This window comes from Massilia phyllosphaerae, from assembly GCF_034659755.1.
Classification (GTDB): domain Bacteria; phylum Pseudomonadota; class Gammaproteobacteria; order Burkholderiales; family Burkholderiaceae_D; genus Telluria; species Telluria phyllosphaerae.
The window spans coordinates 997,150-1,018,159 of sequence record NZ_JAXSQX010000001.1 but is presented as its reverse complement, the minus strand read 5'-3'; the positions used below and the strand labels follow the sequence as shown (position 1 = coordinate 1,018,159).

Here is a 21,010-nt window from a genome sequence, read left to right as displayed (position 1 = left end):
CTCCTGCTCTCATCGTGCCGCAGAGCAGATGAGGGCTTCCATGCCCCGACAATCGAAACACATCGCAAGAGCGAATGAAAGGTATGCCGTTACCCGACGGAGATACCGATGTTCGAACTTTTCACCCCCGGGCGCACCGGCCGGTCGTTCCTGGCCACCACGCCCAACCGCTGGGACTGGGCCCTGCTGCCGCTGGTGCTGGCGCTGCTGGCGCTGGCCGCCTATGGCGCCATGCAGATGACCCGTCCTTTCGTGCTCGGCCAGCCGACCCCGATCGCGCTCGACCCGGCTTACCTGCCCTACTACCTGCTGCGCACCATCCTGCGCATGTTCAGCGCGCTCGGCTGCGCGTTAGTGTTTACCTTCGTGTTCGCGGTGGTGGCCACGCGCTGGCGCGCCGCCGAGAAGGTGCTGGTGCCGCTGCTCGACGTGCTGCAATCGGTGCCGATCCTGGGCTTCCAGGCGATCGCCATCGCGCCCTTCATCGCCCTGTTCCCCGGCAACCTGCTCGGGGTCGAGTGCGCGGCCGTGTTCGCGATCTTCACTTCGCAGGCCTGGAACATGGCCTTCAGCCTGTACCAGTCGATGAAGACGATCCCGCCGGAACTGGCGGAAGCGGCGCGCGTGTTCCGGCTGTCGGCCTGGCAGCGCTTCTGGCGGCTGGAACTGCCTTATGCGATGCCGGCGCTGCTGTGGAACATGATGATGTCGATGTCCGGCGGCTGGTTCTTCCTGGTGGCGGCCGAGGCGATCTCGGTGGCCGGCCAGGACATCAAACTGCCCGGCATCGGCGCATGGATCGCGGTGGCGATCGAGCAGAAGAACGGCGGCGCGATCGCCTGGGCCATCGGCGCCATGTTCGCCGGCATCCTGCTGTACGACCAGCTGTTCTTCCGCCCGCTGCTGGCCTGGGCCGACAAATTCCGCTTCGAGGAGTCGCAGGGCGAGCACGCCCAGCAATCCTGGCTGCTCGACTGGGGCCGGCGCAGCGCCTGGCTGCGCGCCTTCAGCGAACGCATGTGGGCGCTGCTCGGACGCACGCTGGGCTGGTTTGCCGCACCTGCCGATAGCGCCGTGGCTGCGCCGTCGCAGCCGCGCTTCGCGCTCGGTCCGCGTACGGTCGACGCGATCCTGCTGGCGCTGGCGCTGCTGGGCGGCTGGCGTTTTCTGTTGTTCATCCATGCGCAGGTGGGCTGGAGCGAGACGCTGCGCGTGGTCGGCCTGGGCGCCATCACGCTGGCGCGCGTGATGCTGCTGATCGGCCTGGCCTCGCTGGTGTGGGTGCCGCTGGCGGTGTGGATCGGCTTGCGCCCGGTGTATGCGCAAAAGGTGCAGGCGCTGGCGCAGTTCCTGGCGGCCTTCCCGGTCAACCTGATGTTTCCGATCGTGGTGTATGCGATCGTGCATTTCCACCTGAACGCCAACGTCTGGCTCAGCCCCCTGATGGTGTTCGGCACCCAGTGGTACATCCTGTTCAACGTGGTGGCCGGCGCCTCCACGCTGCCGACCGAGCTGCGCCTGGCGGCCGACAACCTCGGCTTGCGCGGCTGGCTGAAATGGAAGCGGGTGTACCTGCCGGCCGTGTTCCCGAGTTTTATTACCGGCGCCATCACCGCCAGCGGCGGTTCCTGGAATGCCAGCATCGTGGCGGAGTACGTCACCTGGGGCAAGACCTCGCTGGTCGCCGATGGCCTGGGCAGCTACATCAAGCAGATGACCGATGCCGGCGACTTCCACCGCATCGCCCTCGGCATCGGGGTGATGTGCGTATTCGTGATGCTGTTGAACCGCTTCTTCTGGCGCAGGCTGTACCTGCTGGCCGAAGACCGCGGCCGTTGAGTTGAAATGGGAGTACAAGACATGACCAACCTGCTAGAACTGAAAGGCGTCTCGAAAGCCTTCCGCAGCGCCGACGGCGCGCCCCGCACCATCCTCGACGGCGTCGACTTCACCCTGGCCGACGGCGAGATCGTCGCCATGCTCGGCAAGTCCGGCTCCGGCAAGTCGACCCTGCTGCGCATCGTCGCCGGCCTGGTAGCGGCCGACGGCGGCCAGGTCCACTACCGCGGCCGGCCGATCGGCGGCCCGCTGGCCGGCGTGGCGATGGTGTTCCAGTCCTTTGCCCTGTTCCCCTGGCTGACGGTGCAGCAGAACGTCGAACTCGGGCTGGAAGCGCAGGGCGTGGCGCCGGCCGTGCGCCGCGAGCGCGCGAATGCCATGCTCGACCTGATCGGCCTGTCCGGCTTCGGCGGCGCGCTGCCGCGCGAACTGTCGGGCGGCATGCGCCAGCGCGTCGGCATCGCGCGGGCGCTGGTCACGCATCCAGACGTGCTGCTGATGGACGAAGCCTTTTCGGCGCTCGACGTGCTGACCGGCGAGACGCTGCGCGGCGACATCCTCGACCTGTGGGACGGCAAGCGCATCCCGACGCGCGGCATCCTGGTGGTGTCGCACAACATCGAGGAAGCGGTAATGATGGCCGACCGCATCGTCATCATGGGGAGCGACCCGGGGCGGGTGCGCCACGAGATCCGCATCGACCTGCCGCGCCCGCGCAACGCCGACACCCCGGAAGTGCGCGCGCTGGTGGACGAAGTCTACGGCCTGATGACGATGCGGCCGGCCGCGACCGTGTCCGGCGCGGGGACGGCACCTCCCGAGCTACCCGATTACCGCCTGCCGGACGCCGACGTCGGCCGCATCGAAAGCGTGCTGGACCTGCTGGCCGGCGCCCCCTTCGACGGCCGCGCCGACCTGCCGCAGCTGTCCGAAGACACCGAGCTGCCGGACGAGGAACTGTTCCCGGCCTACGAGGCGCTCGGCCTGCTGGGGCTGGCGCGCGTGGAGCGCGGCGACATCGCGCTGACGCCGCTGGGGCGGCGCTACGCCCTTGCCGGCCAGGCCCAGAGACAGGCGCTGTTCGGACGCCAGCTGCTCAAGCACGTGCCGCTGGCGGCGCGCATCCACCGCGAACTGGAAGACGACGCGAGCGGCACGCTGGCCGAGGAACCCTTCCTCGAGCTGCTGGAAGACACGCTGGAAGCCGGCCAGGCCAAGCGCATGCTGGAAGTGGCGATCGAGTGGGGCCGCTACGGCGAACTGTATGAGTACGATTACCGCACCGGCATGCTGAACGTGCCGGACGCTCAGGCATAAGGTAATCAATAGGAGAAACATGGAACCCAACGCCATCCTCGACGACGTCCCGCCGTCCGGCGACAACCGCCTCGACCGCAAGGTCGCCCTGACCGTGGCCCTGCTGGCTTCCTTCATGGGCGTGTGCAAGATCAAGGACGACAACATCGTGCAGGCCATGCAGCAGGCGCAAGCCGACAAGATCGACCACTGGGCCTTCTACCAGGCGCGCAACCTGCGCCAGGAGCAGGCGCATACCACGCTGCTGCAGCTGCGGCTGGCCGCCTTGTCGCGCCCTGCCGCCGAGCAGGCCGGCTACGCCGCGGCAATCGGCGAGCTGCAAAAGCTGGAAACCGGCCAGGCGAAGAAGAAGGAAGAGATGCAGGCCCAGGCCAAGCAGGACCAGGCCACCTACGATGCGCTGAACTACCGCGACGACCAGTTCGACCTGAGCGATGCGGCATTGGCGCTGGCCCTGTCGCTGCTGGCGATCACCACGCTGACGCGCGAGCGCTGGCTGTACCTGGCGGCGCTGGTGCCTACCGGCGTGGGGGTGTTCTATGGGGTGGCGGGCTTGTTCGGGTTGCCGTTTCATCCGGCGTGGTTGACCGGGTGGTTGTCGTGAGCGCAGGCTCGAACACGTGATGTGAACGCGTGGACGGGCAACCCGTCCACCCTACCGGCGCGCATACGTTACCGGTAACGCTTCATGCGCCCGCAACCAGCCCCAGCGTCCGCTTCTGCAACGCCACCAGCTCCCCGATCCCCTTCTCCGCCAGGTCCAGCAGGCGATTCATCCCGGCGCGGTCGAACGCCGCCCCTTCCGCCGTCCCCTGCACTTCGATGAAATGCCCGGCCTCGGTCATCACCACGTTCATGTCGGTATCGCAACCCGAATCCTCGATGTAGTCGAGGTCCAGCACCGGCACCCCGCCGACCACGCCGACCGAGATCGCGGCCACGAAGTGGCGCACCGGGACCGCCGGGATCAGGCCGGCCGCGACCAGGCGCGAAAAGGCGTCGTAGGCGGCGACCATGGCGCCGGTGATCGAGGCGGTGCGGGTGCCGCCGTCGGCCTGAATCACGTCGCAGTCGAGATGCAGGGTGCGCTCGCCGAAGGCTTCCAGGTCGAACGCGGCGCGCAGCGAGCGGCCGATCAGGCGCTGGATTTCCTGGGTGCGGCCGGACTGCTTGCCGCGCGCCGCTTCGCGGTCCATGCGCGAGTGGGTCGAGCGCGGCAGCATGCCGTATTCGGCGGTCAGCCAGCCCTGCCCCTTGCCCTTCAGGAAGCCGGGCACGCGGTCTTCGATGCTGGCGGTGCAGATCACCTTGGTGTCGCCGCACTCGATCAGCACCGAGCCTTCGGCGTGCTTGGTGTAGGCGCGGGTCAGGCGCACGCTGCGCAGCTGGTCGACGGTGCGGCCGCTGGGGCGGGTGGCATTGCTCATGGGGGTTTCCTTTGCGTTGTTATTTGAGTAGCTGGGACGATTTCTCGATGGCGCCGCGGATCTCGGCGATCGCCTTTTCGATATCGTCCTCGTCGAATGGATCGCTGTCCTTGTCCGGTCCCGGCGGCTGGCCGGCGCCGCCATCGTCGATCCGCGAATTCACCTCGCCTTCCGACAGCATCTGGGTCGAGACCACGCTGTCGTCGCCGCCGGCGAAAGCGGCGCCGCCGACGCCCTGCCACTGGATCGCCAGCGCGGTGGTGTTGTCGGCGCGGCTGCCGGCAATCGCGGTGGCGATGCCGATCATGTCCGGCACCGCCTGCACGATGGTGTGGGTCGACAGCTGGTGCACGATCTCGGTATCCGGCAGCACGCCCCACAGGCCGTCGGAGCACAGCAGCAGCACGTCGCCCGATTCCAGGCCGGCCTGGCGCGAGACGTCGACGCGCGGCAGGGTCGAGGCGCCCAGGCAGTTGTACAGCTTGTTGCGGTCGGGGTGCGAATTGCGTTCGGCCGGATCGGCCAGGCCTTTCGCGATCAGGTGCTCGATATGCGAGTGGTCGCGCGTGCGCGCCAGCACCTGGCCGCGGCGCACCCAGTACAGGCGCGAGTCGCCGCAATGCGCCCACACCGCGCAGTTGTGCTGCACCAGGCAGGCCACGATGGTGGTGCGCGGCGTGTCCGGCAGGCCGCGTCCGGCGGCGTAGCGCAGGATGTCGAGGTGGGCCTGCTGGAAGGCTTCCTCGAGGAAGCGCTCGGGCTTCTTGACGTAGGGCGTGGCCTGGGCGCGGAACAGCGCCGACAGGGTCTGCAGGGCGATGGTGGCGGCGACTTCGCCGCGCTGGTGGCCGCCCATGCCGTCGGCCAGCACCAGCAGCAGCGCGTCGCGCGTGTAGCTGTAGCCCATGCGGTCCTGGTTGACCTTACGTCCGCCGATGTGGCTTTGCTGGTAGACGGAAAATTGCATCGTGGGTCTCCGAGTCAGGCCTTGCGGCCCAAGGCGCCGAGGCGGCCGACCAGGCCGCGCCAGCCGGTGGCGGGCGCCTGCGCGGGCCCGGTGTCGTCGCCATCCGCGCCGGGTGCGGCCGGGGCGCCTTCTTTGAGCACCTTCTGCACCGCGAACACGCTTTGCGGGCGCGCCAGCGGATCCAGCGCCAGGCAGGACCGGGCCAGCGCAATCAGGGCCGGCGAATGATCGCGCGCCGCTTCCAGCTTGCCGAATTGGGCTTCCATTTTATCCTCGATGCGGCGGCCGTCGGCCGCTTGCGGCGGCGCGCCGGCCGTGCAGGCGTAGATGGCGGCGCCGATGCTGTAGATGTCGGTCCACGGCCCCAGCGGCGTCGCCTTGGAATACAGTTCGGGCGCCGCGAAGCCGGGGGTGTACATCGGCGCCAGCGCCGGCGAGTCGCTGTTGATGGTCTGGCGCGCGGCGCCGAAGTCGAGCAGGATCGGCGTGCCGTCGGTGCGCAGGTAGATGTTGGCCGGTTTCAGGTCGAGGTGCAGCAGCTTGTTGGCGTGGACTTCGCGCAGGCCGGCGCAGACGCCGGTGAACACCTGGCGGATGAAGGCTTCGCCGGCGCGGCTGCCGCGCGCCACGTGGCGCGCCACCACTTCCTGCAGCGCGTGGCCGGATTCGTAGGCCATCACCATGTACACGGTGTCGTTGGCGCGGAAAAAATTCAGCACCCGCACCACGTTCGGATGGACGATGCGCGCCAGCGCCCTGCCCTCCTCGAAAAAGCATTTCAGGCCGATGCGGAAGACCGGCAGGTTGGGCCGCGGGATGCTGGGCGCCAGCTCGCCCGGCTGGCGCAAGGCCAGGGCGCTGGGCAGGTATTCCTTGATCGCCACGGCATTGCCGTCGCCATCATATGCAAGATAAACAATACTGAACCCACCGGACGCAATTTTCTTTACAATGCGATATCCGCCAATCTCCAGCCCATCGGGCAGGGGGGCATTATTTTGTGCAGCCATGAGCGAGTAGTCCTTGCTTAACACGGCGATTGTGTGGATAAATCACGGGTTTGTAAAGAATAAAGGGAAGCTCGATCCGCTGGCGCAAGCCGCGCCGGTTGGCCGGGGCTTCCAGCAACCGGGGACTCCATTGAGCATTTCTAGCATGACAGGTTACGCGGTAGCCACCAGCGAGGGCGCTGCAGGCACGCTGACGATCGAGATCAAGAGCGTCAATTCACGCTTTCTCGACCTGCAGTTCCGTATCAACGACGATCTGCGCGCGCTGGAACCGGACCTCAGGGCCGCCATCATGGCCGCCATCACCCGCGGCAAGGTCGAGGTGCGTCTTTCGTTCGGCCGCAAGGCCGCCACCGGTTCGCAAGCCCTGAACCAGACGCTGCTGCAAGATCTCGCGCGCCTGCAAAGCGAGGTGACCAAGCACTTCGTGTCGGCGCCACAGATGACGGTGGCCGAGCTGCTGCGCTGGCCGGGCGTGATCGAGGAAGCGCAGATCGGCCAGGAGTCGCTGCAGGCCGACGTCGCCGCCCTCACCGCCAAGACGGTCGCCGCCTTTGTCGACAGCCGCCGCCGCGAAGGCGCGGCCCTGGAAGCCATGCTGCAATCGCGCATCGATGCGATGGAAGCCATCGTCAAGCGCATCACGCCCCTGATCCCGCAAGTGATCTCGCAATTCCAGCAGAAAGCCATCGAGCGCATGCAGGATGCCCTCGGCATGGCCGGCCACGGCAATCCGACCGTGCTGACGCGCCAGGAAGTCTTCGAGCGCATCCGCCAGGAAGTCACCCTGTACGGCATCCGCATCGACGTCTCGGAAGAACTGTCGCGCCTGTCGGCGCACCTGAACGAAACGCGCCACATCCTGAAAAAGGGCGGCCAGGTCGGCAAGCGCCTGGACTTCATGATGCAGGAACTGAACCGCGAGGCGAATACGCTGGGCGCCAAGGCGTCGGTCAAGGAACTGGCGGATGCGTCGATGGAGCTCAAGCTGCTGATCGAGCAGATGCGTGAACAGGTGCAGAATCTCGAATAAACTATTGTTTTGGCTCTGATCGGGCCGCCGCAGAACGCGTGGACGGGGAACCCGTCCACCCTACCCGCGATGTTGGCGTTACGGTAGGGTGGACGGCTTCGCCGTCCGCGCGTTCAGTGCATTACGAATAACCACGAATCAAAAGGAACCACCATGCTCACCAACGCTTTTTCCGGCAGCCTGTTCATTGTCGCCGCCCCTTCCGGCGCCGGCAAATCGACCCTGGTCAATGCGCTGCTGGCACAGGAACCGGGCATCAAGCTGTCGATCTCGACCACGACACGCCCGCCGCGCCCGGGCGAACAGGATGGCGTTCACTACCAGTTCACCAGCGCCGAGGATTTCGTCGCCCGCGCCGACCGCGGCGAATTCCTGGAATGGGCCGAAGTGCACGGCAATTACTACGGCACCAGCCGCCTGACCGTGGAACAGGAAATGAAGAACGGCACCGATATCCTGCTGGAAATCGACTGGCAGGGTGCGCGCCAGGTGAAGAAGCTGTTTCCGCATGCGGCCGGCATCTTCATCCTGCCGCCGTCGATCGCGGCGCTGGAAGAACGCCTGAACAAGCGCGGCACCGACGAGCCGCACATCATCACGCGCCGCCTGCTGGCGGCCGGCGGCGAGATTGCTCACGCTCCAGAGTTCGAGTATGTTATCATCAACGAAGAGTTCAACGTCGCCCTGTCCGAGCTTGGGGCGATTGTCAAAGCGACACGAGCCCGCTTCGCCCAACAAGCGGCGCGCAACGCCTCGCTCTTTGCCCAGTTGGGAATCCACGCGCAACAATCGCAAGCCTGACCGTTTCATACACGGCGCACACCGCTTTTGATCAGTCGGTGTCAGAGCCCACCCGCGAAAACCGGGCTCTGACCCCGAAAATTAATTTTCTAGGAGTACACCATGGCCCGCATCACCATCGAAGATTGCCTGAAAAACGTCCCGAACCGTTTCCAGCTGACCCTGGCCGCGACCTATCGCGCACGTCAGTTGCTGCAGGGCCACACCCCGAAAGTCGAAGCCAAGGACAAGCCGACCGTTGTCGCGCTGCGTGAAATCGCTGCGGGCAAGGTTGGCCTGGAAATGCTGAAAAAGGTTCCGATGTAATTTTCGGAGTCCGGATCAGTCGCCGACATTGACTGATCATTAACGTCGTCCCCGCGCAGGCGGGGACCCAAGTTGCACGCAATGCATTAATGCATGCAGAACTTGGGTCCCCGCCTTCGCGGGGACGACGTGTTTGGGCTGTACGCCTGAGCCTCGCACCTTCGCCAGCCCCTGAATCTGTTATTCTGTCCCCATACAGCGGCTGATTTTAAAGAGTATGAACTTGTCTCCCCCGGATTCCGTCCACTCAAGCACCACCAACAAGCCGGGCCGGCCCAGCCGCGCCGGCAAGCCGCAGGAAGCCGAACCGGCCCCCGCGCCGGGCGTCGCATCGATCACGCACCTGGCCAACAAGCTGGCCGAATACCTCACACCTGCCGAACTCAAGCGCGTCAAGGAAGCCTACCGCTTCTCGGACGAGATGCACCTCGGCCAGGTCCGCAAGTCCGGCGAACCGTACATCTCGCACCCGATCGCGGTGGCCGAGATCTGCGCCGACTGGAAACTCGACGCCCAGGCCATCATGGCCGCCCTCCTGCATGACGTCATCGAAGACCAGGACGTCAAGAAGGAAGAGCTGCTCGAGCGCTTCGGGCCGCAGGTCGCGAACCTGGTCGACGGCCTGTCCAAGCTGGAAAAGATCGAATTCCAGAGCGTGGTCGAAGCACAGGCGGAAAACTTCCGCAAGATGCTGCTGGCGATGGCGTCCGATGTGCGCGTCATCCTGATCAAGCTGGCCGACCGCCTGCACAACATGCGCACGCTGGGCGTGATGGTACCGGCGAAAAAGCGCCGCATCGCCGGCGAGACCATGGAAGTCTACGTGCCGATCGCGCACCGGCTCGGCCTGAACGACATCTACCGCGAGCTGCAGGACCTGTCGTTCTCGCACCTGTACCCGCTGCGCTACAAGACGCTGGCGAAGGCGATCAAGGCGGCGCGCGGCAACCGGCGCGAGGTGGTCAAGAAAATCCTCGATGCGGTCAAGAACACGCTGGCCGCGGCCGGCATCCAGGCCGAAGTCTACGGCCGCGAAAAGACCCTGTTCGGCATCTACAAAAAGATGCGTAACAAACACCTGTCGTTCTCGCAGGTGCTGGACGTGTACGGCTTCCGCGTGGTCGTCGATTCCATCCCCAACTGTTACGTGGCGCTCGGCACCCTGCACGGGCTGTACAAGCCGATGCCGGGCAAGTTCAAGGATTACATCGCGATCCGCAAGATCAACGGCTACCAGTCGCTGCACACCAGCCTGATCGGCCCCTACGGCACCCCGGTCGAATTCCAGATCCGCACCCAGGAAATGCACCGCACCGCGGAAAGCGGCGTGGCGGCGCACTGGCTGTACAAGACCGGCGACCAGAACATGTCGGACCTGCAGCAGCGCACCCATGCCTGGCTGCAGTCGCTGCTCGACATCCAGCAGCAGACCGGCGACTCGGCCGAGTTCCTCGAACATGTCAAGGTCGACCTGTTCCCCGACTCCGTCTACGTGTTCACGCCGAAGTCGAAGATCATCGCGCTGCCGCGCGGCGCCACCCCGCTCGACTTCGCGTACAGCATCCACACCGGCATCGGCGACCACACGGTCGCGGTCAAGATCAACAACGAACCGGCGCTGCTGCGCACCGAGCTGCACAACGGCGACATCGTCGAGATCGAGACCGACCCGAATTCGCGCCCGAGCCCGACCTGGCTGAGTTTCGTCCGCACCGGCAAGGCGCGCTCGGCGATCCGCCACTACCTGCGCACCATCAACCTGAACGAATCGGTGGAACTGGGCCGCGAACTGCTGGCGGCGGCGCTGGGCCAGCTGGGCGTTTCCGGCGAGATCCCGGCGGGCACGATCGAGCGCCTGCTGGCCGAATCCTCGGCCAAGTCGATGGAAGAGCTGTACGCCGACATCGGCATCGGCAAGCGCATGCCGGCGCTGGTGGCACGCCACATCGTCGGCCTGCAGGGCGGCGACGTCGACAGCATGCCGGCGCAGCCGAGCCACGGCGGCGAGCTCGATCCGGTCACGATCTACGGCAGCGAAGGCGTGTCGGTGCAGCTGGCGCCCTGTTGCCTGCCGATCCCGGGCGACCAGATCATCGGCCAGCTGCGCCGCGACCAGGGCCTGGTGGTGCACACCGCCGACTGCTCGCAAGCCAAGCGCCTGCGCCTGAAGGAACCGGACCGCTGGATCGCGGTGCAGTGGGGCGGCGAGCTGAATCGCCGCTTCGATTGCCGCATCCGCCTCCTGATCAACAACGAAAAGGGCATCCTTGCCCGGGTCGCCGCCGAGATCGGCGAGTCCGACGCCAACATCACCTATGTCGGCATGGACGAGGACGACGAACACATGATGACCCAGCTGCGCTTCACGATCCAGGTGAAGGACCGGGTGCACCTGGCGCACCTGATCCGCAACCTGCGCCGGGTGGCGGGCGTCAACCGGGTCGAGCGCGAACGCAGCTGACCGCGCCCCGGCGCCGGTCAGGTGGTAGGGTGGACGGGTTTCCCGTCCACGCGTCCAATGGCCGCGTCATCAATTTCACAGCCGATCACGGACGCAATAATCATGCGCCACGTATCACCGCGTGGACGGCAGAGCCGTCCACCCTACGACACGCCAGCGAGGATATCGGCCAGCGACTCGAACTGCAGCGGCTTGGCGAAGTGCGCATCGAAGCCGGCATTCAGCGCCAATTGGCGGTCGGCTTCCTGGCCGTAGCCGGTCAGCGCCACCAACCGCAGCATCTTGGTGTCCGGGTCGCGCCGCAGGCGGGCCGCGATCTGGTAGCCGTTCATGCCCGGCAGGCCGATGTCGACGATGGCCAGGTCGGGGCGCTCGCGCCGCGCCAGCGCGATGCCGTCGACGCCGTTGTCGGCCTCGAACACCTCGTAGCCGGCCGCCGACAGCTGGGCCGACAGCATGTGGCGCGCATCGTTGTTATCCTCGATCAGCAGCACCGTGGACACCGCCAATTCGCTGGCGGCCGCCGGCGGCGCCGATTCCACCACCGCCGCGGTGTCCGCGCCTTCCTTCAGCAGCGGCAGGCACAGTGTGAAGGTGCTGCCCTTGCCGCTGCCCTCGCTGGCGGCCGTGACGGTACCGCCGTGCAGGGTCACCATGCTGCGTACCAGCGACAGGCCGATGCCGAGGCCGCCCTGGGCGCGGTCGAGCGACACCGCGCCCTGCACGAAGGTCTCGAACAGGGTCGGCATCAGTTCCGGCGCAATGCCGACGCCGGAGTCGCGCACGATCAGGCAGGCCTCGTCCTCGCCGGGCTTCAGTTCGATCGCGATGCGGCCCTGGGCCGGCGTGTACTTCAGTGCATTCGTGACCAGGTTGCCGACCATCTGCTCGATGCGGGTGCGGTCGCCCAGGATCCAGGCCGGCGCCAGGCGGCACTCCAGCTGCTGCTCGACGCGGCCGGCCACGCGCAGCGCATCCACCACCGCCTCGACCACCGAGGCCAGCTCGACCGGCCGCATGTCGAGCCGCACCTTGCCGCGCGCCAGCCGCGCCAGGTCGAGCAGGTCGTCGACGATGCGGGTCAGGTGCTTGCCCTGGCGCAGCAGGATGTCCTGGGCATGGCGCTTCTGGACCGGGTTGGCGTTCTCGATGCGCAGCAGCTGGGCGGCACCCAGGATGCCGCTGAGCGGGTTGCGCAATTCATGGCTCAGCATGGCCAGGAAATCGTCGCGGATACGGACCTGGGCCTCGGCCAGCTTGCGCGCCTGCTGCTCGCGCTGCAACAGGGAAGCGCGCTCGGTCTCGGAGCGGGCCAGCTTGATGCCGGCCTCGCCGATCGAGCGCTGCAGCGCGTCGAACTCGGCGATGCCGCTGCTGGCGGCGGCCGCGGCGCTGGCCGACGCCAGTCCGCCGCCCTCGCTGAGCCGGGTCGCGGCCTGGGCCGCGCCGCCGATGGCGGCAGCCAGCCGGCGCCCGAAGAACACCGCCGCCAGCGCAGCGCACAGCAGCGCCACCAGCATGCCGCCGGCGGCCAGCATCACCGCGTGGCGGGCCGCGCCCTCGATCTCGCCGGCCGGCACCGCCACCGCGATGGTCCAGCCCGACATCGGCGAATGAACGAAAGCGTGGTAGGCGTCCACGCCGTCGTCCGTGGCATAGCGGATCAGCCCCTGTTGCGCGTCCGCCGCCGCCTTGACCAGGCTCGGGTTGGCGGGCTGGCCCAGGCGTGCCGCGCCGCCCGGCCCCGCGATGAAGCGGCCGTTGTGATCGATCACCGACACTGCCCAGCTGGACGGCACCGGACGGCGCGCCATCAGCCTGGAAAAATAATCGGGCGCGAATACCGAGCCCAGCACGTAGCGCTCGCCGCCGAGCAGGGGCACCGGTACGGTGATCGTCGTCACCGGGTTCTTTTGCAGCGGCCCGGTGATCAGGTCCGACACCATGGTCTTGCGGGTAGCCATCACCTGGCGCAGACGCGCGCGTACCTCGTCGCGCGTTTGCGGCAGCTTGCTGCCCAGCGGCACCACCGTATTGATCAGCTGCTGGCCGGCGGCATCGAACAGGATGACGCGTCCGCCGTCGCCGCGGTCGGCGCTTTTCGCATGCTCGTAGAAGCCGGCGAGGTCGCCGTGCGCCAGGTGCGGCGAACGCGCCAGCACATGCAGCGCCGCCTCGGCACTGCTCAGTTCACGGTCGACCAGCAGCGCGGTGGCGCCGGCGCTCTGGCCGAGTGTCTGCAGCGCGGCTTCGCGCTCCGAACTCAACAAAGTCTGCAGGGCAATGGCCGCAAACAGGGAAATCGGCAGGATGATCGCGCCGATCATGATCAAGAGGTATGCGCGGAGTCTCATTGCATGGAAAACGGTCGGGTTGCCCGGGGCGCGGCAAGCCGCGTATTTATTAGCAATTATGCACGTTTTTCGATAGACGCCGAGCACGCCGGTGCGGCCGCGTGTGGGGCCAGCGCCAGGATGGCGTCGAAGGCGGCGCAGGCGCCGGCACAGGCGTCGCGGATGGCGTCCGGCGTGCGCACCTGGTCGCGCACACCTTGCATGAAGCTGCGCCAGCGCGGACCGGGGCCGGCGTCTTCGCCCTTCAGGTAGCGCAGCGGATGTGGGGCCAGACGCTCGGCCAGGCGCTTGTACAGCACCGCACCGCCCAGCTGCGAGCCTTCGATCACGTAGCACACGCCCCAGCGCCAGGCGGCGCTGGCGTCACGCGGCCAGGCCGGCTGCGGCGCCGTGGCCAAGCCTTCCGGCGCTGCGGCCGGCATGCCGGGTTCGGCCAGGTCGGCCTCGATCAGCGCCAGCCGGGGACGCTGGTCGAAGTGCGGGCCGTCTTCGAAGCCGCTCAGCCAGGGCTGCAGCGGCGCCAGCCAGGCTTGCAGCATGCGCAGGTGGCGCGCGTAATCGTCCAGGGAAGCGTCGGGCGTGCCGATGGGCAGGCCGCTGTCGAGCTGTTGATGGCGGCTGTCGGTGGCCGTGCGCAGCGCCGCCAAGGCATCGGCGGGCTGCGTAAGCTCGTTAGAGCGGTTCATTTGATCCGGGTAAAGAAGAAAACCGCCCATCTTACCAGCCGCCGGGCGCCCGTGGCCGGCTGGCTGCAACTATCTGCGCTGCGCCGCCACAGACGTCCCGGTCAGTCCGTGATCGGCTCCGGATAGGTGACGCTCAGGATTTCCAGCTCGTCCACGCCCTGCGGCGTCTGCAGCGTGACGACCTCGCCTTCGCGCGCCTTGGTCAGTGCGCGCGCCACCGGCGACACCCAGCTGATCTTGCCCTGCAGCGGGTCCAGTTCGTCGATGCCGACGATGGTCACCGTGTGCTCTTCGCCGGCCTTGTTCATGTACTCGACAGTGGCGCCGAAGAAGACCTGGTCGTTTCCGTGATGCACGGACGGGTCGACCACGAAGGCGGAATCGAGACGCTTGGTCAGGAAGCGGATGCGGCGGTCGATCTCGCGCAGGCGGCGCTTGCCGTAGATATAGTCGCCATTCTCGGAGCGGTCGCCGTTGGATGCGGCCCAATGCACCACGCGCACGACTTCCGGCCGGTCGATGTCGATCAGCTGCAGCAGTTCGTCCTTGATCGCCTGGTGGCCGGCCGGAGTGATGTAGTTCTTGGAGCCGGCCGGGATCGCATGCGCGAGCGCGAGGGCTTCGTCGTCGTCCTCGTTGTCGGACTCTTTTACAAAAGCTTTATTCATAATCCTTATTGTAGTCTTCTCGCCAACACGACGCCGCCGAATTGGCAAAACCGTAGCGAGCCGACCTCACCTTTTCCCGTATTATTCGAGGCATGACACGAGTCGCCCCCCGAACCCGGCTGTTTGCGCCGCTGGTGCATGCCGCCGCCCTGCTGCTGTTGCTGGAAGAATGGTGCTGGACGCTCGGCCTGCGTCTGGGCGCCTGGGTCGGGCGCACGCCCGGACTGGCGTGGGTGGAGACGCGCGTGCGCACCCTGCCGCCGTACGCGGCCCTGTGCGCCTTCCTGCTGCCCGGCCTGCTGCTGCTCCCGGTCAAGATGCTGGCCCTGGTCGCGATCGCCAAGGGCCATGCCGCGTCCGGCATCACCACCATCGTCGTCGCCAAGCTGGGCGGCGCGGCGGTGGTCGCGCGGCTGTATGCGCTGACCCTGCCGACGCTGCTGGCGGTGGGCTGGTTTGCCCGCTGCCACGGCTGGTTCATGGGCTGGAAGATACGCTGCATTGCCTACCTGCGCGCCAGCGCCGCCTTCGCCCAGGCCACCCGCCTGCTGCGCGGCATCCGGCTGGGCTGGCGCCGCCGGCGCCGGCGCCGCGTGCGCAGCGCGATCCACTTCGGCGGCCGCAACGCCAGTCCGGCGTCGCGCGTGCTGCGCCGCTTCGTGGTCCAATGGCGCGCGCGGCGCCGCGCCGACACCGACTGACGGCGCCGGTCGAGCAACCCGATAACAAGAGCACAGCCATGAGCCATCCCGATACGCCGCTTCCGCCCCCCGCCCCCGTCTCCGTCCCTGGAATGCAGGCCGACCCGGCCGCGCTGATCGACTACCAGGCGCGTTTCAATGCGGTGGTCAACCATACGCCGGGCCTGGTCTACCAGTTCGTGCGGCATGCCGACGGCGGCACCGCCTTTCCCTACCTGAGCGAGGGCTGCGCCGCCCTGCTCGGCCTGTCCGTCGCCGAACTGCAGCAGGACCCGGCGCGCTTCCCGCAACTGATCCTGGCCGAAGACCGCAAGCGCTACGAGGAGACCATGCACGCCTCGAAGAGCGCGCTCGAGGGCTGGAACTGGGAGGGCCGGCTCTGGATCGAGGCCTGGCGCGACGTCAAGTGGATCAGCCTGCGTGCCACGCCGGCGCCGCTGGCGGACGGCGGCGTGCAGTGGGACGGCATCATGACCAACGTCACCGCCAGCAAGCTCGAACAGGAAGAAGCACGCCGTTCACGCGCGCGCCTGGCCGAGCTGACCGCCCACATCGAGCAGGTGAAGGAGCAGGAACGCACCCGCATCGCGCGCGAGATCCACGATGACCTCGGCGGCAACCTGACCGCAATCAAGATGGCGCTGGCGATGCTGGTACCGCGCCTGCCCGACGACGCGTCGCTGCAGGAAAGGGCGGCCTACCTCGACCACCTGGTCGACCGCACCATCGAAGCCGTGCACCGGATCTCGCTCGACCTGCGCCCCAGTACCCTGGACCTGGGCATCGTGGCGGCGCTCGAGTGGCAGGCGCGCGAATTCGAGAAGCAATCCGGCATCGCCTGCATCTTCCGCAGCTACGATGCCGACATCGAATTGGAACAGGACCATGCCAGCGCGCTGTTCCGCATCTTCCAGGAAGCGCTGACGAATATCGCCAAGCACGCCGGCGCGACCCGCGTCACGGTCAGCCTGCGCCGCCAGCGCCAGCATCTGATCCTGAGCATCTGCGATAATGGCCGCGGCATCACCCCGGCCGACCGCCTGAAGCCGCAGTCCTTCGGCCTGCGCGGCATGGGCGAGCGCGCCACCGCCCTCGGCGGCACCATGACCTTGTCGGCGGCGCCCGGAGGCGGCACCATGGTGACTGTCAAGATCAGGCTGGCTGCGCCGGCAGCCGCCAGGAATACGGAACCCACCGAAGCATGAGTGAAAAAGCCAGCATCCGCGTATTTATTGCAGACGATCACGCCATCGTGCGCGAGGGCCTGAAGCAGATCCTTGCCGAGCAGCGCGACATCGTGGTCGCCGGCGAAGCCGAGACCGGCCTCGACGCCGTCAAGCTGTTCCGCAAGTCGCGCTGCAACGTGCTGCTGCTCGACATCTCCCTGCCCGACCGCAACGGCATCGACGTGCTCAAGCAGGTCAAGAGCGAGAAGCCGGAACTGGCGGTGCTGATGCTGTCGATGCACCGCGAAGACCAGTACGCGATCCGCTCGCTGCGCGCCGGGGCGTCCGGTTACCTGAACAAGCAGAGCGCGCCGCGCGAACTGGTGAATGCGATCCGCCAGGTGGCCGCCGGCCAGCGCTATGTCAGCGCCCAGCTGGCCCAGGCGCTGGCGGCCCAGGTCGGCGAAGACCACGAAAAGCCGGTGCACGACACCCTGTCCGACCGCGAATACCAGACCCTGACCATGATCGCCTCCGGCAAGACGGTGAGCGAGATCGCCCAGGAACTGTCGCTGTCGGTCAAGACCGTCAGCGAATACCGCGCGCGCCTGCTGTCAAAAATGAAACTCAAGACCAGTGCCGAGCTAACGCACTATGCCATCCGCAACCAGCTGGTCGATTAGTGTTGGGTCGTAAAGACAGTTATGAGGATTAGTGGGTATTCTCGGCGCTGTTCTACTAATCAGTTTCTCAAAAGATATATAACATGACAGGGATAATTATTCCATGCAGTAACGTGCGTCATGTCCACTACGAATTCCCCTACCGGCAACCCTGCGGCAAATCCCGCCGAGATTGCCCGCGAAGCCTTCCGCCGCCTCGCCACGCGCCGCATCGCGCCCACGCCCGACGCCTACCGCGACATCTATAACGAGATCGCCGGCATCCCCGCGCCGCCGCTACAGCCGCCGGCCCCGCAACCGCAGGTCGATCCGGGCGCCGAACAGGTGCTGTCCGGCTTCGCCCAGCGCCTGGCCGAGACGCCCGGCGAACTGGCCGAGTTCGGCCTGCGCTGCCAGCGCGCGCTCAAGGGGCGCGACTGGGACGGTTACACGCGCGCGCTGGCCCAGCTGGCCGAAAAACACCTGCGCCGCCACACGCACCCGGCGCTGGCCCTCGGTGTCGAGGATGCCGAAGCCAAGCTGCTGCGCGACCTGCTGAGCCGCACGCTGAGCTTTGCGCTGGCGTCGACCTTGAGCGCCACGCCGGCCCTCGCGGGCGAAGCCGAAGCACTGGGCGCCGCGGTCAAGGCCGCCCACGACGAGGACGCGCTGCAGGACGTCGCGGTGCGCCTGAAAGACCTGTGCTACCAGGTCGAACTGAAGCGCGGCGACGCCGGCGAGCAGCAGGAACTGCTGCTGCGCCTGTTCAAGCTGCTGCTGGAAAACGTCAGCGAACTGCTCGACGACGACAGCTGGATGCGCGGCCAGGTCGCCGCCGTGCAGGACCTGATCGCCGGCCCGCTCGACGCGCGCGCACTGGAAGACGCCACGCGCAGCCTGAAGGACGTGATCCTGAAGCAGGGCCAGCTGAGGCACGGCATCGCCGACGTGCGCGCCACCGTCAAGAGCATGATGATGACCTTCATCGACCGCCTCGGCTCGGTGGCGGCCTCGACCGGCAGCTACCAGGAAAAGATCGGCGGCTTTTCGGAGCGCATCCGCGGCGCCGCCAATATCGAGGAGTTGAACGCCGTGCTGGAAGCGGTGCTGAGCGAGACCCGCACCGTGCAGGCCGAGGCGCTGGCGTCGCGCGACCGCATGCTGGCGGCGCACCAGGAAGTGCAGGATGCCGAAAAGCGCATCCGCGACCTGGAAGGCAAGCTGCAGCACATGAGCGAGCTGGTGCGCGAAGACCAGCTGACCGGCAGCCTCAACCGCCGCGGCCTGGACGACGTGTTCGAGCGCGAAAGCGCCCGCGCCGATCGCCGCAGCACGCCGCTGTGCGTCGCCCTGCTCGACCTCGACAATTTCAAGAAGCTCAACGACACCTACGGCCACCTGGTCGGCGACGGCGCCCTGCGCCACCTGGTGAAGGTGGTCAAGGACACGCTGCGCTCGATGGACGTGATCGCCCGCTTCGGCGGCGAGGAATTCCTGATCCTGCTGCCCGAGACAACGGTTGACGCCGCATCGAGCGCGATGGTGCGCGTACAGCGCGAGCTGACCCGGCACTTCTTCTTGCACGACAACGAGAAGACCTTGATCACGTTTTCCTGCGGGGTGGCGCTGCGCCAGCCGAACGAAGACCAGGCCAGCCTGATGGCGCGCGCGGACCGGGCCATGTACCGGGCCAAACAGAGCGGCAAGAACCGGGTGATGGTGGCGGAATGATTATTGCTGGCGCGTCGTTCCCGCGCAGGCGGGAACCCAAGTTTGCTCCGTTGCCCGCGCATACGTTATGGGCGACTCGACAAACTTGGATCCCCGCCTTCGCGGGGATGACGTCTTGAGGCTAACTCAACAACATTTGAGCGTGGAATCAGAAATGTAGCCGCTAAAAAATAATTTTTTCGCCCTCAAGTTCTTAAAAAACACGCCGCCAAGCACCCGCATCACCGGATAAAACGTTGCCCGTCGAAAATTTTCTTCTTTCCGACCATAAAGTTTTCCCGGGCCAGTACGTTACCTGCATCAAGAGCAGCGGTTTGAATGTCACGGAACAGCGTGACAGACCAAAGCGAATCAGTGGCACGTCGCCACACCCTGCAAGACCAAGTGGAGAAACACCATGGCATCCGTAATCAATACCAACGTTGCATCCCTGAACGCCCAACGCAATCTGTCGGCGTCGCAAAGCTCGCTCAACACCTCGATCCAGCGCCTGTCGTCGGGCCTGCGTATCAATAGCGCAAAAGACGACGCCGCCGGTCTGGCCATCTCGGACCGCATGAACTCGCAGATCAAGGGCATGACCCAGGCGACCCGCAACGCGAACGACGGCGTGTCGATGGCGCAAACCGCCGAAGGCGCCCTGTCGAGCTCGGGCGACATCCTGCAGCGCGTCCGCGAACTGGCCGTGCAATCGTCGAACGCATCGAACTCGGCCAGCGACCGCAAGGCCCTGCAGACCGAAGTGACCCAGCTGACCTCGGAACTGAACCGCATCGCCGGCACCACCGAGTTCAACGGCACCAAGCTGCTGGACGGCTCGATGGGCACCGCCAACTTCCAGGTCGGCGCCAATGCAGGCCAGCTGATCTCGATGACCGGCTCGAACTTCACCACCACCACCTACGGCAACAACCAGATCAAGGGCGACGCGGCCGTCGTGACCGCCGACGGCGTGTCCGGCGCCAAGGCCGGCTCGGCCACCATCTCGGGTGCCCTGGGCAGCACCACCATCACCAGCACCACCGCTGATTCGGCCAAGACCATCGCCGCCAAGATCAACGGCAAGACCGCGGACACCGGCGTCACCGCCAGCGCGAAAACCGATGCGCTGCTGACCAGCGGCGGCGGCGCCTACTCGCTGGACGTCAAGTCGGACAACGGCACCGCCGTGACCATTTCGTTCTCGGTCGACGGCACCGGCAGCAAGTCGGACGACTTCGCCGCCGCCGTCAGCGCGTTCAACGCCCAGACCGCCAAAACCGGCGTGACCGCCCAGTACGCCGACGGCGGCATCAAGCTGACCAACGCCAACGGCGCCGATATCTCGGTGAAGAACAACAACGCCGCTGCAGGCGCGTCGATCAGCATGGGCAGCTACAAGGCCGACGGCACCGCCAACACCGCCACCGCACTGGCCGGCGGCGCCAGCGGCGTCGCCAACGGCAACGTGACGATGGACTCGGAAAAGAGTTTCTCGGTCGCCGAAGGCACCGCAACCGGCTTCTCGCTGGGCGGCACCAACAGCGGCGCGTCGACCCTGAAGTCGGTCGCCAACCTCGACATCAGCTCGTTCGAAGGCGCACAGAACGCGATCAAGACCGCCGATGCGGCCCTGGCCTCGGTCAACGGCCAGCGCGCACAACTGGGCGCACTGCAATCGCGCTTCAGCTCGGCGATCTCGAACCTGCAATCGACCACCGAGAACCTGTCGGCATCGAAGAGCCGCATCACCGACACCGACTTCGCTTCGGAAACCGCGAACATGACCCGCGGCCAGATCCTGCAGCAGGCCGGTACCTCGATGCTGGCCCAGGCGAACTCGCTGCCGAACGGCGTCCTGTCGCTGCTGCGTGGCTAATCGTTGATGTAACCGACGCCGTA

The 21,010-nt window shown here is 66.6% G+C and carries 18 protein-coding genes; 12 read left to right on the top strand and 6 right to left on the bottom strand.

Features of this window, described 5'->3' with window-relative positions; genetic code table 11:
* Positions 1 to 108 precede the first annotated feature (108 nt).
* From U1H99_RS04470 to U1H99_RS04460, 3 genes are read left to right on the top strand one after another with little or no spacing between them, the layout of a single operon-like run.
* Positions 109 to 1,839 carry an ABC transporter permease gene (locus U1H99_RS04470; protein WP_323140540.1) on the top strand — a complete coding sequence of 577 codons (1,731 nt, stop codon included), beginning with the start codon at positions 109 to 111 and terminating at the stop codon, positions 1,837 to 1,839.
* 21 nt (positions 1,840 to 1,860) lie between these two features.
* Positions 1,861 to 3,156 (top strand): ABC transporter ATP-binding protein, encoded by a 1,296-nt coding sequence (locus U1H99_RS04465; protein ID WP_323140539.1) that lies wholly within the window; start codon positions 1,861 to 1,863, stop codon positions 3,154 to 3,156.
* Between the two features lie 19 nt (positions 3,157 to 3,175).
* Positions 3,176 to 3,760, top strand: a complete 585-nt coding sequence (locus U1H99_RS04460) for a DUF4337 domain-containing protein (RefSeq protein WP_323140538.1) — start codon at positions 3,176 to 3,178, stop codon at positions 3,758 to 3,760.
* Between the two features lie 82 nt (positions 3,761 to 3,842).
* On the opposite strand, the gene rph is transcribed toward U1H99_RS04460, so the two are convergent.
* Genes rph through U1H99_RS04445 form a run of 3 tightly spaced genes read right to left on the bottom strand, consistent with a single transcriptional unit; the run spans position 3,843 to position 6,560 of the window.
* Positions 3,843 to 4,583, bottom strand: coding sequence for a ribonuclease PH (rph, locus tag U1H99_RS04455; protein ID WP_323140537.1), 741 nt, complete (start codon positions 4,581 to 4,583; stop codon positions 3,843 to 3,845).
* Positions 4,584 to 4,602: 19 nt separating this feature from the next.
* Positions 4,603 to 5,550, bottom strand: coding sequence for a PP2C family protein-serine/threonine phosphatase (locus U1H99_RS04450; protein ID WP_323140536.1), 948 nt, complete (start codon positions 5,548 to 5,550; stop codon positions 4,603 to 4,605).
* A 14-nt stretch (positions 5,551 to 5,564) separates the two neighbouring features.
* Positions 5,565 to 6,560 carry a serine/threonine-protein kinase gene (locus U1H99_RS04445; RefSeq protein ID WP_323140535.1) on the bottom strand — a complete coding sequence of 332 codons (996 nt, stop codon included), beginning with the start codon at positions 6,558 to 6,560 and terminating at the stop codon, positions 5,565 to 5,567.
* 145 nt (positions 6,561 to 6,705) lie between these two features.
* On the opposite strand from U1H99_RS04445, the gene U1H99_RS04440 reads away from it, so the two are divergent.
* From U1H99_RS04440 to U1H99_RS04425, 4 genes are all read left to right on the top strand, one after another.
* Positions 6,706 to 7,593 (top strand): YicC/YloC family endoribonuclease, encoded by an 888-nt coding sequence (locus U1H99_RS04440; RefSeq protein WP_323140534.1) that lies wholly within the window; start codon positions 6,706 to 6,708, stop codon positions 7,591 to 7,593.
* A 153-nt stretch (positions 7,594 to 7,746) separates the two neighbouring features.
* Positions 7,747 to 8,394, top strand: coding sequence for a guanylate kinase (gene gmk / locus U1H99_RS04435; protein ID WP_141832608.1), 648 nt, complete (start codon positions 7,747 to 7,749; stop codon positions 8,392 to 8,394).
* Between the two features lie 102 nt (positions 8,395 to 8,496).
* On the top strand, positions 8,497 to 8,700 hold the full coding sequence (gene rpoZ, locus U1H99_RS04430; protein ID WP_005665923.1) for a DNA-directed RNA polymerase subunit omega: 204 nt from the start codon (positions 8,497 to 8,499) through the stop codon (positions 8,698 to 8,700).
* 217 nt (positions 8,701 to 8,917) lie between these two features.
* Positions 8,918 to 11,161, top strand: a complete 2,244-nt coding sequence (locus U1H99_RS04425) for a RelA/SpoT family protein (RefSeq protein WP_323140533.1) — start codon at positions 8,918 to 8,920, stop codon at positions 11,159 to 11,161.
* A 143-nt stretch (positions 11,162 to 11,304) separates the two neighbouring features.
* Here the strand turns inward: U1H99_RS04425 and U1H99_RS04420 are convergent, their stop codons facing one another.
* From U1H99_RS04420 to greB, 3 genes are all read right to left on the bottom strand, one after another.
* Positions 11,305 to 13,515, bottom strand: coding sequence for a hybrid sensor histidine kinase/response regulator (locus tag U1H99_RS04420; RefSeq protein ID WP_323140532.1), 2,211 nt, complete (start codon positions 13,513 to 13,515; stop codon positions 11,305 to 11,307).
* Between the two features lie 56 nt (positions 13,516 to 13,571).
* The gene (locus U1H99_RS04415) at positions 13,572 to 14,201 is read right to left on the bottom strand and encodes a biliverdin-producing heme oxygenase (RefSeq protein ID WP_323140531.1); all 630 of its coding nucleotides are present in this window, start codon (positions 14,199 to 14,201) and stop codon (positions 13,572 to 13,574) included.
* A 101-nt stretch (positions 14,202 to 14,302) separates the two neighbouring features.
* A complete protein-coding gene (gene greB / locus U1H99_RS04410; protein WP_323140530.1) occupies positions 14,303 to 14,869 on the bottom strand; it encodes a transcription elongation factor GreB in 567 nt (188 codons plus the stop codon).
* Positions 14,870 to 14,961: 92 nt separating this feature from the next.
* Here greB and U1H99_RS04405 point away from each other — a divergent pair, with 92 nt between their 5' ends.
* From U1H99_RS04405 to U1H99_RS04385, 5 genes are all read left to right on the top strand, one after another.
* The gene (locus tag U1H99_RS04405) at positions 14,962 to 15,570 is read left to right on the top strand and encodes a hypothetical protein (protein ID WP_323140529.1); all 609 of its coding nucleotides are present in this window, start codon (positions 14,962 to 14,964) and stop codon (positions 15,568 to 15,570) included.
* Between the two features lie 38 nt (positions 15,571 to 15,608).
* Positions 15,609 to 16,775, top strand: a complete 1,167-nt coding sequence (locus U1H99_RS04400; protein ID WP_375341582.1) for a sensor histidine kinase — start codon at positions 15,609 to 15,611, stop codon at positions 16,773 to 16,775.
* On the top strand, positions 16,772 to 17,419 hold the full coding sequence (locus U1H99_RS04395; RefSeq protein WP_323140528.1) for a response regulator: 648 nt from the start codon (positions 16,772 to 16,774) through the stop codon (positions 17,417 to 17,419). Before U1H99_RS04400 ends, U1H99_RS04395 begins: the two co-directional genes overlap by 4 nt.
* 120 nt (positions 17,420 to 17,539) lie before the next feature.
* Positions 17,540 to 19,129, top strand: coding sequence for a GGDEF domain-containing protein (locus tag U1H99_RS04390; protein ID WP_323140527.1), 1,590 nt, complete (start codon positions 17,540 to 17,542; stop codon positions 19,127 to 19,129).
* A gap of 397 nt (positions 19,130 to 19,526) precedes the next feature.
* Positions 19,527 to 20,987, top strand: coding sequence for a flagellin N-terminal helical domain-containing protein (locus U1H99_RS04385; RefSeq protein ID WP_323140526.1), 1,461 nt, complete (start codon positions 19,527 to 19,529; stop codon positions 20,985 to 20,987).
* Positions 20,988 to 21,010: the final 23 nt, after the last annotated feature.